Source organism: Trinickia sp. NRRL B-1857 (genome assembly GCF_050470685.1).
GTDB lineage: Bacteria > Pseudomonadota > Gammaproteobacteria > Burkholderiales > Burkholderiaceae > Trinickia.
The window spans coordinates 678,703-693,377 of record NZ_JBFLUK010000011.1 but is presented as its reverse complement, the minus strand read 5'-3'; the positions used below and the strand labels follow the sequence as shown (position 1 = coordinate 693,377).

The 14,675-nt window shown below is 62.4% G+C and carries 12 protein-coding genes; 6 read left to right on the top strand and 6 right to left on the bottom strand.

The annotated features are described in order from the left end of the window. Positions 1-21: 21 nt before the first annotated feature. The 5 genes from AB1286_RS24145 to AB1286_RS24125 form a co-directional block, all read right to left on the bottom strand. Entirely contained in the window at positions 22-2,031 is a 2,010-nt protein-coding gene (locus AB1286_RS24145; protein WP_430365760.1) for an acetoacetate--CoA ligase, read from the bottom strand. Between the two features lie 245 nt (positions 2,032-2,276). Continuing rightward, positions 2,277-2,912 carry an alanyl-tRNA editing protein gene (locus AB1286_RS24140; RefSeq protein WP_430365759.1) on the bottom strand — a complete coding sequence of 212 codons (636 nt, stop codon included), beginning with the start codon at positions 2,910-2,912 and terminating at the stop codon, positions 2,277-2,279. Continuing rightward, positions 2,909-4,030, bottom strand: coding sequence for a threonine aldolase family protein (locus AB1286_RS24135; protein ID WP_430365758.1), 1,122 nt, complete (start codon positions 4,028-4,030; stop codon positions 2,909-2,911). Before AB1286_RS24135 ends, AB1286_RS24140 begins: the two co-directional genes overlap by 4 nt. Positions 4,031-4,184: 154 nt before the next feature. After that, the gene (locus AB1286_RS24130; RefSeq protein ID WP_430365757.1) at positions 4,185-4,994 is read right to left on the bottom strand and encodes an AraC family ligand binding domain-containing protein; all 810 of its coding nucleotides are present in this window, start codon (positions 4,992-4,994) and stop codon (positions 4,185-4,187) included. Between the two features lie 102 nt (positions 4,995-5,096). After that, positions 5,097-6,086 carry a LysR family transcriptional regulator gene (locus AB1286_RS24125; protein ID WP_430365756.1) on the bottom strand — a complete coding sequence of 330 codons (990 nt, stop codon included), beginning with the start codon at positions 6,084-6,086 and terminating at the stop codon, positions 5,097-5,099. A 120-nt stretch (positions 6,087-6,206) separates the two neighbouring features. Here AB1286_RS24125 and AB1286_RS24120 point away from each other — a divergent pair, with 120 nt between their 5' ends. Next, on the top strand, positions 6,207-7,049 hold the full coding sequence (locus AB1286_RS24120; RefSeq protein WP_430365755.1) for an NAD(P)H-binding protein: 843 nt from the start codon (positions 6,207-6,209) through the stop codon (positions 7,047-7,049). 71 nt (positions 7,050-7,120) lie between these two features. On the opposite strand, the gene AB1286_RS24115 is transcribed toward AB1286_RS24120, so the two are convergent. Beyond that, positions 7,121-7,393, bottom strand: a complete 273-nt coding sequence (locus tag AB1286_RS24115; RefSeq protein WP_430365754.1) for a hypothetical protein — start codon at positions 7,391-7,393, stop codon at positions 7,121-7,123. Between the two features lie 200 nt (positions 7,394-7,593). Here AB1286_RS24115 and AB1286_RS24110 point away from each other — a divergent pair, with 200 nt between their 5' ends. The 5 genes from AB1286_RS24110 (at position 7,594) to AB1286_RS24090 (ending at position 14,666) form a co-directional block, all read left to right on the top strand. Beyond that, positions 7,594-8,169: a recombinase family protein gene (locus tag AB1286_RS24110; RefSeq protein WP_430367301.1), complete on the top strand. Its 576-nt coding sequence runs from the start codon at positions 7,594-7,596 to the stop codon at positions 8,167-8,169. A 54-nt stretch (positions 8,170-8,223) separates the two neighbouring features. Further along, the gene (locus AB1286_RS24105) at positions 8,224-9,210 is read left to right on the top strand and encodes a chemotaxis protein CheB (protein ID WP_430365753.1); all 987 of its coding nucleotides are present in this window, start codon (positions 8,224-8,226) and stop codon (positions 9,208-9,210) included. 30 nt (positions 9,211-9,240) lie between these two features. Then, positions 9,241-12,960 (top strand): CheR family methyltransferase, encoded by a 3,720-nt coding sequence (locus tag AB1286_RS24100; RefSeq protein WP_430365752.1) that lies wholly within the window; start codon positions 9,241-9,243, stop codon positions 12,958-12,960. 83 nt (positions 12,961-13,043) lie between these two features. After that, entirely contained in the window at positions 13,044-13,610 is a 567-nt protein-coding gene (locus AB1286_RS24095) for a GNAT family N-acetyltransferase (RefSeq protein WP_430365751.1), read from the top strand. Positions 13,611-13,691: 81 nt separating this feature from the next. After that, positions 13,692-14,666, top strand: coding sequence for a LysR family transcriptional regulator (locus tag AB1286_RS24090; protein WP_430365750.1), 975 nt, complete (start codon positions 13,692-13,694; stop codon positions 14,664-14,666). Positions 14,667-14,675: the final 9 nt, after the last annotated feature.

Sequence of the window (14,675 nt, the reverse complement as noted above, 5' to 3'; positions counted from 1 at the left end):
GAGCCGATGTGCGTGGGCCGCTCATCCCTGCGTGCCGTCTCGTGTCCGCGCGAACCGATCGAACCATGCCAAGCTCTCCGGGTTCGCCATCGTGTCGGGATTGGCCACTTTATCGAGCGGCTGACCGAGCAGCAGCTTCTTGATCGGCAGCTCCATCTTTTTGCCCGATAGCGTACGCGGCACCGCCTGCACTTGAAAAATATCGTTCGGCACATGGCGGGCGGAGAGTGCCTTGCGGATCCGGGCGCGGATCTGTTCGACGAGATCGTCGCTCAACTCGGTTCCGGGCCTCAATACGACGAAGAGCGGCATATACGATTCGCGGCCCAAGTATTCGAGATCCACGACCAAGCTATCCAGCACCTCGGGCAAATCCTCCACGGCGCGGTACAGCTCGCTCGTGCCCATCCGAATGCCGTGCCGATTGATCGTCGCATCGGAGCGCCCGTAAATCACGGCGCCGCCGCGCGGCGTGATGCGCACCCAATCGCCGTGCCGCCAGATCCCGGGGTACATGTCGAAGTAACTATCGCGGTATCGCTGGTTGTCCTTGTCGTTCCAGAAATACAGCGGCATCGACGGCATGGGTGCCGTGCAAACGAGCTCGCCGACTGCATCGAACACGGGCTGGCCCGCTTCGTCGAATGCCTCCACCCGCGCGCCGAGGCAACGGCATTGCATCTCGCCGAGATAAACCGGCAGCGTCGGCACGCCCGCAAGGAAACACCCCGCGAAATCGGTGCCGCCGGCGATCACGTCGATCCAAACGGCACCGACGTGATCGAGGATCCAGCGATACGCTTCGGGCGGTAGCGGAGACCCGGTCGATCCGATCACGCGCAATGCCGACAGATCGGCCACCTGCCGAGGCTCGACACCGCTCTTCAAGCACGCCTGGAAATACGCCGCTCCGGCGCCGAAGAATTTAACCTTCGCCTCGCCGACGAAACGCCAGAGCGCGCTCGAATCGGGATAGCTGGGGTTGCCGTCATAGAGACACAGCGTGGCCCCAGCAAGCAGCCCCGCCACTTGGCAATTCCACATGATCCAGCCGGTGCTTGCATACCAGTTGAAGCGGTCGCCCGGGTGCAGGTCGAGATGGAGCGTGGCCATCTTCACGTGCTCGAGCACGACGCCGCCATGCGCATGAACGATCGGCTTGGGCAGCCCCGTCGTGCCTGACGAGTAGACGATCCATAGCGGATGGTCGAACGGTAGGTGTTCGATTTGAAGCGGCGCATCGGTTGCGATCGCATCGGCCCAATCGATCCATCGTGCCTGGCCGCCCCGCGGGCTAACACCGTCCGATACGACCCGCCGCGTGCGGTCGAGATTCGGCACGAGTACGAGGTGTTCGATCGTCGGCAATTGCTCAAGTAGCGTCTCGATGAGCGAGAGTCGGTCGTAATCGTTGCCGCCGTACCGGTAGCCGTCGCCCGCGATCATCGCTTTCGGCTCGATTTGCCGAAAGCGATCGAGCACGGCCAGTTGGCCCATATCGGGCGAGCAGACCGACCAGATCGCGCCGATGCTCGCGACGGCGAGAAAGGCAACGACCGTCTCCGGCGTGTTTGCCATGAAGGCCGCGACGCGATCGCCCGGTCCCACGCCCATGCCGCGCAGCGAAGCGGCGAGCGCCGCCACTTGCCGCTGCAACTCGGCCCAGCGAAGTTCGCCTTGCTCGCCCGCTTCGTTGCGATAGACGATGGCCGGCCACGCGCTCGTAGCATGCCGAAACACTTGCTCGACGTAGTTCATGCGCATACCGGGAAACCAACTCGCCCCCGGCATCGACGCGTTCGCGAGCGCCCGGCCTCGTGGCTCGGCCGAGCGAATATCGACCCAGTCCCACAGGGCGCACCAGAACGCGTCGACATCGTCGACGGACCATCGCCATAGCGCATCGTAGTCGTCGAACGCGAGGCCGCGCTCGGCATGCAGCCACCGAGTGAAATGCGTGATGCGGGCCGATTCGATGGCTTGCCGATCGGGAGACCAGGCAGGGGCGTCGCTATCGATGACGTGGTTCATTGGGATGACCCGTTTCGTTCGGTATTCGGATTAGGATAGACGGGGAAGGAACCCCGTTGCGCGGGGCAACGACCCCAAATATACCGCTGTCGGCCTGCGCCTCCTAGGCACAGCCGATGCGGCCGCACCTCGAACGGTGAGGAGGATCCATGAGCAAGGACGAAGTGCCGGGCGGCGGGCCGTCCGCCCCTCGACTCGACGAAACCTTCGTAACGGCGCCGCCCTAGTCGCAGGCGATTAGGCGATCAGACGCGCTCGAGTTCGTAGTGAACGGAAACCTGCCCTTTCTTTTCCTTTACTTTCGAAATGCGAATGCGCCCGACGTCCGACGAGGACACGACGTGCGTGCCGCCGCATCCGTTCAGCGGCAGCTCGCCGAAGCCGATCTTGCGCATCTCGCCCTCGACCACGGTCCGGCGCGGCAGCGCCGCTTGCACGTGCGCATTGGCCATCGCCTCGATCTCTTGCGCTTCGAACACGCGCATTCCGGCCTCGCCCTCGAATACGACCCTTGCCTCGCCGGGCCAATGATGGCCTTTGACTGCGCGCCATCCGAGCGCCTCACCGCAATAACCGATCAAATGACCGGCCGAATGCAGCCGGGCGTGCAGTGCGCGCGCGTCGGCGCACACTTCGATGCGCGCATCGCCGAGCGCCACCGCTCGCTCGCAAACATGGACGACTTCGTCATCCTGCGACGAGACGCGTACGACTTCGACGCCTGCGATCGTGCCTCGATCCGATAGTTGCCCACCGCCTTGCGGATGAAACAGCGTGGCCGACAAGACGACATCGAAAAGGCCGTCCTCGCGCGGCGAGCATCGCACGACGGCCGTATCCATCGCCAACGTATCTTGAGTCATATAAAGCCGCTGTGTCATGCTGCATCTCCCACCTGATGCGCGCCCTGACTGCTCGGCAACGCGCCGATCGCTTGCCGAACGGCGTCGAGCAAATAGTCGACGTCGACGGCCGTCGTCGCGAACGATGTGACAAGCCGTACCACGCCCGGCCCCCAACGATCGTGATAAAACCCGAAATTCTGAGCCAGCAACGCTTCGATCAACGCGCGCGGCAGCCGGCAGAACACGATATTCGCCTGCGGCTCGCCCAGCACTTCGATGCACGAAAAGCCGCGCAGTCCTTTCACAAGCCGTTGCGTCATCGCATTCGCCTGGCATGCGTTGCGCAGCCACAGGTCGCCCTCGAGATACGCATCGATCTGCGCCGACAGAAACCGCATTTTCGAAAACAGATGGCCGGCGCGTTTGCGGCGAAAAGCCAACTCGCGCGCGATGGCCGGATCGAACGTAACGATCGCCTCGGCAGCGGGCACACCGTTTTTCGTCGCCCCGAACGACAAGACCTCGACGCCGGCCTTCCACGTCATCTCAGCCGGCGTGCAACCGAGCGCGACGAGCGCATTCGCGAAGCGCGAACCGTCCATATGGAGCCGCAGGCCCGACGACCGGCACACCTCGCCGATCGCCGCGATTTCATCGACCGTATAGAGACTGCCCACTTCGGTTGCCTGCGTAATCGTCGCGCAGGCGGGCTGTGTGCAATGCACGTCGCCGCGTTTCGCGCCTGCCGCGATACGCAGCGCCTCGACGTCGAGCTTGGCGTCGGGCCCGTCCACGGTCACGAGCTTCGCCCCGCCCGTAAAAAACTCGGGCGCACCGCACTCGTCGTTGTTGACGTGACTGTCGCGATGACAAAGCACGCTGCCCCAAGGCGGCGTAAGCGCAGCCAGCGACAGCGCATTGGCGGCTGTGCCCGTCGGTACGAGCAAGACGCTGACTTCGCGCTCGAACAATTCGCCGAACTTGCGCTCCACGCGGGCCGTCAGCTCGTCGGCGCCATATGGACGCGCCTGCCCCGCGTTGCACGCGAGAAGCGCCTCGATCACTTGCGGCGAGGCCGCCGCGATGTTGTCGCTCGAAAAACCCCATGCCGGCTCGGATCTAGCGGCCGGCTCCATCTGCTCACGATTCGCCATCGATTTCCTCGACTCCCCAATCAAACGGAGCTTGCGCCCCAATCGTAGGAACATCGTATCGGGGCGCGGACGAGCCGCATTGTAAAAAATTGACGGACCGGCTTCGCCCCGCAACGGCGCGGAGCAGCCTCTTCGGCCGCTTCAGCCGCCTCGTTCAATAGCCGGACGGTGCGACGCCGAAGGCTTGCCGAAAGGCGCGATTGAAATGGCTTTGATCGTAAAAGCCGACGCCTTGCGCCACTTCGGCGATCGTTTGAGAACTGCGCGAGAGCAGCACGCAAGCATGCTCGAGGCGCAGCCGCAACAACCAGGCATGCGGCGTCATACCCACCGTTTGCTTGAATTGCCGAAGGAATTGGAAGCGGCCGAGATCGCATAGTGCGGCGAGCGCATCGAGCGTGATCTTCTCGCTCAGGTGCGCAAAGCAATAATCGCGAACGCGCTCCCATTGCCGTGCCGAAAGCGATCCGCTCGCCTGCTGGGGCGTAATCGCCCGTGCCCGCGTGAGCAACATATCGAGCAGGCGCAGCCACTCCGATTGCACGGCGAGCGACCCGCTCTGTCCGCTCGCGCGCATGACGTCGAACAAGCGCGCGAGTTGGACTGCAAGCTCGGCATCCTCCAATAGCGCCCCCGCCAAGGCCGGCTCGCGGCAGGAGCCGCCGACATCCTCGGCAATGCCGCTCAGCAGCTCATGCGATAGCCGAAACGTTTTGAGCGTATAGCCGCTCGCCGCGTCGCTAACGCCGTCGTGTACCTCGCCGGGCGGCATCAGCGAAACGCATCCGGGCCCGACGAGCACCGTCTTTCCGCCGAAGCGCTGCCGCTGCACCCCTTCGGTGACAAGGCCGATGTGGTAATCGAGGTGGAAATGACGATCGAAGCTAAACGTCGAAAACCGTGCGGCGCCCAGCACGAGGCCGGGCATATCGGCGATATGTCGGTAATGGACGCGGTCGGACATAAGCGGTACCAGCGAGCGCGATCGACAGGATCGCGGGCGAGGCTGTCAGTATACGCCGGCCGCGATCGCAAGCGCGATGGCGCGGCAACCGCGGCAATCGCCTCAGCCGGCCTGCTCGACCGGGGAGAGGGGACGCGGGACATATTCGTTGCCGGCGTTCCTCGACGCACGGGCGGCCTTCGCGCCCCGATCGGCTTCGTCGAACCGCGCGCGAAGGAATCCGAGAAACGCGCTGACCTTCGGCGAGGCGTTCAAGCGCGAAGCGTGCATGGCATAAAGCTGCACAGGCTCGATTTCCCAGTCGGGCAATAACCGCACGAGGCGGCCTGCCTCGACATCGGCTCGCGCCGCGTATTGATTGAGTAGCGCGATCCCGCTGCCGGTCATCGCGAGTAAATAGCCGATCGTCGGATCGGCGACGCTAACTCGAGGCTCGAATCGGATCTCCTGGCTGCTCGTGCCGCGCCGCAAACGCCAGGACGATGCACCGGCGGGCAGCCCTGGCGTGCAGCAATGCGAGGAGATGCAATGATGGTCGCGCAAATCGGCAGGCGTCTGGGGCGGGCGCCGGCCCGAAAGATAAGCCGGACTGGCATAGAGCGCCAGACGTACCTGAAACAACGGCGTAGCACGCATCGCCGGATCGGCGCTCGGATCCGGCCGAATGGTGATGTCGGCCGCCGGTTCGGCGACCTTGTACTCGCTGTCGAGCAGTTGCAATTGAACGCGTACCTGAGTGTAGCGTGCGAGGAAATCGCCGAGCAGCGGCGCGATCGCGAAGCGCGCGAACGGTACCGAGGTGGCAACGCGCAACAACCCGCGCGGCTCGGCATGCATGGCCCCGATCGCGAGATCGGCCAACTCCACCTCGTCCAGCATTCGCATGCACCGCTCCAGATAGAGCTCGCCGGCCTCCGTCAGCATGAGACTACGTGTCGTACGCTCGATGAGGCAAACACCCAGGCGCTTCTCGAGCCGCGATAGCGCGCGGCTGACGCTGGATTTCGGCACCCCCAGCCGCTCCGCCGCCACAGTAAAACTTTGCGCTTCGCATATCCGGACAAAGACCTGCAACTCGTTTAGATCGATCATGATCGGTCCCGTTGATTGTTCCACTGCAACAACAGAGTGTTCGATTCATTCCAATTGTTGCGAATGATAGCCATTCTTTCAGGCGTGCGTTTAAACACGCGAACTTGAAGGAGAGCAGCGATGTATCTAGTTACCGGCGCCAGCGGAAATGTGGGCAGCTTAGTCGTCGAGCAATTGCTGGACGCGGGTCACGTTGTCCGCGCCTATGTGCGGACAGCGTCGAAACTCGCCCACCTGAGCGGGCGGATCGAAATAGCCGTGGGCGACTACGCCACGCCCGATGCATTTTCGGCTGCGCTTGAAGGCGTGCAAGGCGTGTTTTTCATGAACATCGGCGGCGCTGAAAGCTTCGGCGCATTAGTCGAACGAGCGTGCGCGTGCCAGGTGGAACGCGCAGTCATGCTCTCGACCGCTATGGTCGAATTCCTGCCCGAGACGATGCTTGGCCGAGCCCATCGGGAAAAGGAAGACATGCTCGCGGCGGCGAGCCTCGATGCCCGGTTCGTCCGCCCGACCGGCTTCATGTCGAACACGCTCCTATGGGCGCCGGGCATTCGCGCGGACGGCGTCGTCGCCAACCCAATGGGCACAGGCCGGGCCGCACCGATCGCACCAGAGGACATCGCCGCCGTTGCCGTGCGCGCCTTGACCGATCCCGGGTTGACCGAGAAAGCGATGCTCGTCACCGGGGCAGAGACGATCAGCGTTCCCGAACAAGTCGCCCTGCTCGCGCAAGCGCTCGGCCGGCCGCTGCGATGCATGGACATCACGCTCGATCAAGCCGTCGAAAACCTCACACAGGCGGGCGTTCCGCAACAAGTCGCCGCCTCCATTGTGAAGTCGTACGCATCCGTGCGGGAAGGCCGTAGCGCCGTCACCTCGGAAACCGTCGAACGTATCCTTGGGCGCAAGCCGCTGCGCTTCGAGCAATGGGTGAAGATGCACGCCGATCGCTTCCGGTAAGCCGCCCGCGGCGGCGCGCCGACCGCACCGCCGACTATCCTGTCGCCCGCCATCCTCGGCGGGTAATCGACTCAGCTCCCCTCGATCGCCCCGTCCAAGGTCAACAGCGAGCAGGCCGTCACCTTCGCTTCCAACGGCGCGCCGGCCAGCATCGCCGCGAGACTTGCCAGGCTTTCCTCGTCGCAGCCGGCCACGTCGACCGTCATACACTCGTTGCCCGTCGCGGCATCGACCTTCACCGCCCATCCGTAGACTCGAGCGCCGCTGTGCGCGAGGCTGCGCCACACCGAAATGATCCTCAGCCGTCCGGCTGGGGCACGAATCGAAAGTCGTTGAACGTTCATTTTGGTTGCCCTTGTTATGACTGTCGAGACGCAGGTCGTGGCAACATGCCACGTACAAAGCCTAAGTCAGATGAAAGGCAATAGATAGGCTTTTCGGGTGTCCGAATCTCGTCATTTACGGACGCCTCATACGATCACGATGTGCAAGATAAGAACGCGAAGCGAGCATCGATAACCTAGGAGGCAATCGATTGTCGAAGGTGTACTTCTATTTCAACCTGCCCACGAGCGAAGGTTTGCCGGAACACGATCTGTCTAGACTCGATGCCGCGGGCTATCGGATCGATCTACGTCGTGTCGTAGTCGACCGGATGCCGCATTCGCGTCCGGCGATGGAGCGTGGCGCACTCGTCAACATGCTGCGCCGGATGCAAGCACGCGACGCACTGGTAGTCACCAAGCTATCGTTTCTCGGTAGCAGCGCACGCGATGTGCTCTCGACGCTCGAACGATGCCGCGATGCAGGGCTACGAGTGCATTGCGAGGAAACCGGTCCCGCCAACCTTGCGAGCGCCAGCGCGCCGATCGCCGTCAAGACGTTAGCGGCCGTCGTCGAACTGGAGCGCCTGAGCGCGAGTGCTAGGACGCGCGAATATCTAGATCAAGCGAAGCACGATGGACGCCCGCTCGGCCGCCCCCCTTCTCTCACGCGACAGCAGCGCACCCGTATTCTCGACCGCCTCGCGCGCGGCGTCGCCGTCAGTGAAATCGCACGACAGTTCGACACGTCGCGGCAAACCGTCATACGCATTCGAGATAAAGCACGCGGTAAATGAGTCGCGTGAGCCGGGCCCGCTTCTTGCGCACAACAAGGACAAAGGGACCGCACATTGAACACACGAGATACGATCGTACTGGGCGCATCGGCGGGAGGCGTCGACGCACTGACGACCATCGCCACCGCGCTTCCAGAACGCTTTCCCGCCGCCGTCTTAGTCGTCCTTCATATCGGGCCGCATCCAAGCATCCTGCCCGAAATGCTGCAAAAGGCGGGACGCCTTCCGGCACATCATGCACGCGATGGCGAGCGCATCGTCAAAGGAAATATCTACGTCGCGCCGCCGGACCTGCACATGGTCGTCGAGGGCGATATTGTCAGAACGATTAGGGGACCTAAACAAAACTTCGCCCGTCCCTCGATCGATCCGCTCTTTCGCAGCGCCGCCGTCGCACGCGGGCCACACGTGATCGGGGCCGTGCTGACCGGACACCTCGATGACGGCACAGCGGGCCTCGCGGCGGTTCACGCTTGCGGAGGGATCACGATGGTGCAGGACCCGGATGACGCCCAGGCCCCCGACATGCCGCGCAATGCCATGCTTGGCACCGTTCCCGACTACATCTTGCCGATCGACAAATTGGCGTCGACGATCGCAGCACTCGCGGGTAGCGCAACCACCGGGATGCCGGCCGAGTCGTTGAGGGGATTGATGACCGAAAACGACGTCATGCTAACGCCCCATTCGATCGAGCACATGTCGAAGGTGGGCAATCCAACGGGTTTGTCCTGTCCGGAATGCGGAGGGTCGCTATGGCGACTCGACGCGCCGCCGCCTGCGCGGTACCGGTGCCATACGGGCCATGCGTTTGGGACGGAAACGCTTGCGGCGGCCGGCGACCATGTCATCGAGCGCTCGCTTTGGCAAGCCATGCGTGCGCTACACGAAAAGAAAGCACTCAGCGTAGAACGTGCCGAGTATCATATGAGCTTGGGCGAGCAAAAAAACGCGCAACGCTTTGCGGCGCAAGCACGCGACGCCGACGAAGCCGCTTGTGCATTGGAACGGCTCTTATACAAACAAGACCAGTCGTCATAACCGGGGTCCACTATTCTTTGACCGGAGACGATGCCAAAGCTTAGCGATGGCCAATCGGCGCCCGCCCACGTCGAGTTCCCTGTCGTAGGTCTAGGTGCGTCGGCAGGCGGAGTCACCGCCCTGCAAGCGTTTTTCGAAGCGCTGCCCGCCACAACCGGGGCCGCGTATGTCGTTCTGTTGCATTTACCCGCTGAACACACGAGCAATCTCGACGCCGTGCTACAAAAAGCAACGTCGATGCCTGTCTCGCCGATCGAGACCAGCATGAGCATGCCGATCGCGCCCAATTGCGTCTATGTCGTCCCGCCGTCGTGCATCCTCGAGATCGCCGGTGGGCAACTTTCGGCCGTGCCGATATCAGGCGCGCACGCCATCTCCGGATCGATCGATTTGCTGTTCCGGTCGCTTGCGCAAGCCGCGCAGGAACGCGCCGTCGCCATTGTTTTATCGGGCACCGGGTCGGACGGCTCCGTCGGGATCAAGCGAATCAAGGAGTGCGGCGGGATTACGATGGTCCAAAGCCCCGGCGAAGCGGAGCATGACAGCATGCCGCGCATTTCGATCGAGACCGGGATGGTGGACTTCACGCTCGGCGTCAGCGAGATGCCGCAACGGTTGCTCGACTTGTGGTCTCACGAGGGGCGCATTTGCGTGATGCATTCGCTTGTCCAGGCCGACGATGCCGACGAATCGGCCAATCCGTTTTCCGAGCGCAATCAGCGCGCCTTGAGCGAAATCATGATCGTTTTGCGTACGCGTACCGGTCACGATTTCAAACATTACAAGCGAGCGAGTCTGCTCAGACGAATCGAACGCCGTCTGCAAATTCACGGATTGGCCGATCTTCAGCAATATCGCGACTACCTCCATCTGCATCCCGAGGAAACTCGCGCACTGTTGCAGGACGTACTGCTCAGCACTACGCATTTCTTCCGAGACCGTGCTGCCTTCGACGTTCTCGCCACCGACGTGTTGCCCTCAATCTTTTCGCGGCGCGACGTGGACGATCCGGTACGCGTTTGGGCGGCGGGATGCGCGACGGGCGAGGAAGCTTATTCGCTGGCGATGCTGCTCCAAGAAGCCGCTGCCAAATCGGCGACGCAGGTCCCGTTTCAAGTCTTTGCCACCGACATCGACGATCGTGCGATCGACGTGGCGCGCCAGGGTGTCTATGCGCAAGCAGCGATAGCCGATATCGACGCGGCGCGCGTCAAGAAGTACTTCGTGAAGGACGGCGCGAACTACCGGATCAAGAAAGAACTGCGCGAGCGCGTGTTGTTCGCCGTCCACAACGTGCTGCGCGATCCGCCTTTCTCTCGGCTCGACTTGATCTGCTGCCGCAATCTGCTGGTCTACCTAGATCAACCGGCCCAAATCGATAGCTTGCAAGCCTTCCGGTTTGCCCTCAAACCCGGCGGTTTCCTGTTCCTTGGGCCCTCGGAAGCGGCCGACGCCGCGGGCCCGATCTTTACCTGCATCAATAAACAAGCGCGCATCTTCACGAGCGATTACGGTAATCGCGCGGCGTCGGCGACCGCCGCAAGCCATTCGAAACACGATCGGGCAAGCATGGCACCCGTGCTCACGCTGTTGACGTCGACCTACAAGCGCCCATTTTCGTTTGGCGATTTACATGTGCGGCTGCTGGAAGAGCATGCATTGCCGAGCGTGCTAGTCAACCGCGACTCGGAGATCGTCCACGTTTCCGATCGCGCCGGCCGCTTTTTGCAGTTCGCCGGGGGCGAGCCCTCGCACAACGTATTGGCGGCGATCCGTCCGGAGTTGCGAAGCGCATTGCGCAGGGCCATTTTCATGGCCCTGCAAAGCCGGCACCGCATCGACACGCGCCCGATCCGATTCGTCCATGAAGGCGCCCCGTTCGCGGTTCGGATGATCGCGCGCACGGTCCACGACGACGAAGCGGACGACGACTTCGTGTTGATTTTGTTCGATGAAATTCCCGATACCGCGATCGAACACGAAGAGCGCGGTCAGGATGCGAACGCGTCCGTCATCATGCAGCTCGAAGAAGAGTTGCAAGCCCTCAAAGTGCAATTGCAGCAAACGATTGAGGGGTATGAAACGTCGAACGAGGAGTTGCGTGCCTCGAACGAAGAACTGCAATCCATGAACGCGCAACTGCGGACGGCCGCGGAAAGTCTGGAAGTCAACCAGGAAAGCCTCGAAACAGCCAATTCCCGATTGCAAAACGTCAACACGGAACTGCAAGCCAGAATGGGCGCGACGAGCAAGATCAACGACGATCTGCAAAATCTGATCGTGGCCAACGATATCGGGACGATCTTCGTCGACCGCGATCTGTGCATCATGCGCTTCACGCCGCGGGCGAGAGACATCTTCGATATTTCCGAACCGGACATCGGCCGCTCATTGCTGCAAATCCGTCACCGGCTGCAATACGACAGCTTCGAAGGCGATGCGGCGCAAGCCTTCGATTCGCTGCGCCTCATCGAGCGCGAGGTCAGAAGCAGCGACGGACGCTGGTTCTCGGCGCGTTTTCAGCCCTACATGACGACGGCCAACCTCATCGACGGCGCGGTGCTTTCGTTCACCGATATCACGTCGCGGCGAATCGCCGAGGAGCGCCTGCACAGTGCAAGCCAAACCGCCATCGAAGAAGTGGAGCGGCGTCAGGACGAATTCCTTGCCGTCGTTTCGCACGAACTGAAGCACCCACTGAACCTCATTAGCGCCAACGCCGAGTTGATCGCGCGCTCGCCCACCGCGCGCCGCGAGCCGAACTTGGCACGGGCGGCCCAGACGATCGCCCGAACCGTAACAGGTCAAGCGCAAATCATCGACGACCTGCTCGACATCTCGCGCGTGCGGACCGGCAATCTATCGATCGCATGCGCGACCGTCGATCTAGCCGACACCGTGCGGCGCATTTGCCGAACCGTACGCCAGGAAGCGAGAACCGACGGCATCGCGTTCGCGTTTTCCGCGCCGGACCACCCAGTCACGATCAGGGCCGACCTCACGCGCATCGAGCAAGTGCTTTGGAACCTGATTAGCAACGCGCTTAAATACACGGAGCGCGGCGGGCGCGTCGACGTGATCCTGCAAGAGCACGATGCCGTAGCGAAGCTGACGGTGACCGACACCGGAATGGGGATCGACCAAAGCGTCTTGCCCTACATTTTCGAAATGTTCCAGCGAGGGCAGAACACCGGGGCGACGCGTTCGGGCGGATTGGGAATCGGCTTGTCGCTCGTCAAGGAGCTCGTCGCTCTGCATGGCGGGCGCGTATCGGCCCATTCGGACGGCATCGGTCATGGGGCGAGGTTCACGGTCGAATTGCCGCGCGTGACCGGCCAAGCCGAGACACTTCTGCCAGGCACGGCGCCCCCGGCCCTTTTACGCGATACCGAAGTGGTGCTCGTGGACGACGACCGCGAAACGGTCAAGGCGTTCAAGCTACTGCTCGAAACCGAAGGCGCGAACGTGGTTGTGGCCACCGCCGGCGACGAGGCCCTACGGATTCTCGATCAGCGGTGCCCGTCTTTCATCTTGTCGGATCTCGGGATGCCGGGCATGAGCGGCGTCGAGTTGATCGAAGCCGTGCGCAAACGCAATCGCCTGACCGGCGTCAAGGCCATCGCGCTGAGCGGATTCGGCCGCGACAGCGACGTCGAGGCAGCCCTTCGCGCCGGCTTCGACGCACATTTGACCAAGCCCGTGACGCTCGACGCCCTATTGAATACGATGGCGCGATTACGGGCCCGATAAACGGCCACCGATAAACGACTGCCGTTGACGCTGCATTTGCGGCGAGATAGGCTCTCGCCGCCCCCAACCACCCGACCTGCGCAATGACGTCGATCCTCTCGCCGCGGCTCGATCACCGTCTAGTGACCCAACGTTTGACGCTCGAGCCCGTCAGCGTCGCGTTTGCTTATCAACTGCTCGAGTACCAGTTCGACAATCGCCTGCACCTGCAACCGTGGGAGCCCCTACGCCGCAGCGAATTTTTCACGCTCGACGCATTGACGGCGCGGGCGCGTGCCATGGCGGACAACATAGCGGCCGGCGATGCACTGCACTGGCTGTTGCTCGAGGGCGATACCGTGATCGGCGAATGCAATTTCACCAATATCGTCAGGGGACCGTTCTTGGCTTGTCATTTGGGCTACTCGATCGATCACCGGCGCCAGGGCAAGGGCTTGATGCGCGAAGCGCTGGTGGTGTCGATCGATTACGTCTTCGAGCGTATGGGGTTGCATCGCATTATGGCGAGCTACCGGCCCGAAAATGCGCGCAGCGAACGACTACTGACTTCGCTAGGCTTCGAGCGCGAGGGCTTCGCACGCGCCTATTTGAAAATCAACGGTGCGTGGGCCGATCACGTCTTGATGGCGCTGATCAATCCGGCGGTTTAACCCGCCGCTTCGCGCGAAAGGGCTTGAATCCGCCGTACTAGGCAGACTATGCTTTCCCGTTGGTCATCGGAGGGAGCGAGCATGGACCGCATTCAAGCAATGGAAGTCTTTACACGGGTCGTCGACGCGAATAGTTTCACTCGCGCAGCCGAAACGCTAGGCATGCCGCGCGCATCGGTCACGACGATCATCCAGAATTTAGAAGCGTTTCTCGGCGTGCGACTCATGAACCGAACGACGCGCCGGTTATCGCTGACCCCAGACGGCACGGCCTATTACGATCATTGCATCAAGATCATTGCCGAAATCGCGGAAGCCGACGCGAGCTTTCAAGCCGGCAACCGCAAGCCCAGCGGCTTGCTGCGCGTGCATATGCCGAGCGCGCTCGGCCGGCGCATCGTCATTCCGGCGCTCTCCACGTTTCATCAACGCTATCCCGACGTGTTGCTCGACCTCGGCTTATCGGACCGCCCGGTCGATCCGGTCGAGGAAGGCGTGGACTGCCTGATCCGCGTGGGACCGCTGGAAGATTCGTCGATGGTCGCGCGCCGCATCGGCATGCTCAAGCGCGTGACGTGCGCCTCGCCGAGCTATCTCGCCAAGCACGGCGAACCGAAAACGCTCGAGGAACTGGAGGGGCATTACGCCGTGAATTTCCGCGCCACGCACGGCGGCCGTCCGATCCCGTGGATTTTCATGGTCGATTCCGAACCGCTCGAAGTGAAAATGAAGAGCCTCATCACGGTCAACGATGCGGACGCCTATATGACCTGCGCGATGGAAGGCTTCGGCATGATTCAGCCGACGCTGTTCATGGCCCTGCCGCATTTGCTCGACGGTTCGCTGAAGGAAGTCCTCGCAGGCGCCAATCCGAAGCCGAAGCCGATTTCGATCGTCTACCCGCACAATCGGCATCTTTCGGCCAAGGTTCGCCTATTCGCCGAGTGGGTCGCGGAGCTGTTCGATTCGATGCCGGCGCTCGAGGACGTATCCCGCACCCGCGAGCCGGCGGCCGGCAAGCAAGCGCGGCCGCGGCGAGACGCGGTTACGGCGTAGCGCGGCCTA

Excerpts from the sequence above, each read along its gene's own strand:
- AB1286_RS24145 (WP_430365760.1), bottom strand. The coding sequence starts at position 2,031 with ATGAACCACGTCATCGATAGCGACGCCCCTGCCTGGTCTCCCGATCGG.
- AB1286_RS24140 (WP_430365759.1), bottom strand. The coding sequence starts at position 2,912 with ATGACACAGCGGCTTTATATGACTCAAGATACGTTGGCGATGGATACG.
- AB1286_RS24135 (WP_430365758.1), bottom strand. The coding sequence starts at position 4,030 with ATGGCGAATCGTGAGCAGATGGAGCCGGCCGCTAGATCCGAGCCGGCA.
- AB1286_RS24130 (WP_430365757.1), bottom strand. The coding sequence starts at position 4,994 with ATGTCCGACCGCGTCCATTACCGACATATCGCCGATATGCCCGGCCTC.
- AB1286_RS24125 (WP_430365756.1), bottom strand. The coding sequence starts at position 6,086 with ATGATCGATCTAAACGAGTTGCAGGTCTTTGTCCGGATATGCGAAGCG.
- AB1286_RS24120 (WP_430365755.1), top strand. The coding sequence starts at position 6,207 with ATGTATCTAGTTACCGGCGCCAGCGGAAATGTGGGCAGCTTAGTCGTC.
- AB1286_RS24115 (WP_430365754.1), bottom strand. The coding sequence starts at position 7,393 with ATGAACGTTCAACGACTTTCGATTCGTGCCCCAGCCGGACGGCTGAGG.
- AB1286_RS24100 (WP_430365752.1), top strand. The coding sequence starts at position 9,241 with ATGCCAAAGCTTAGCGATGGCCAATCGGCGCCCGCCCACGTCGAGTTC.
- AB1286_RS24095 (WP_430365751.1), top strand. The coding sequence starts at position 13,044 with ATGACGTCGATCCTCTCGCCGCGGCTCGATCACCGTCTAGTGACCCAA.
- AB1286_RS24090 (WP_430365750.1), top strand. The coding sequence starts at position 13,692 with ATGGACCGCATTCAAGCAATGGAAGTCTTTACACGGGTCGTCGACGCG.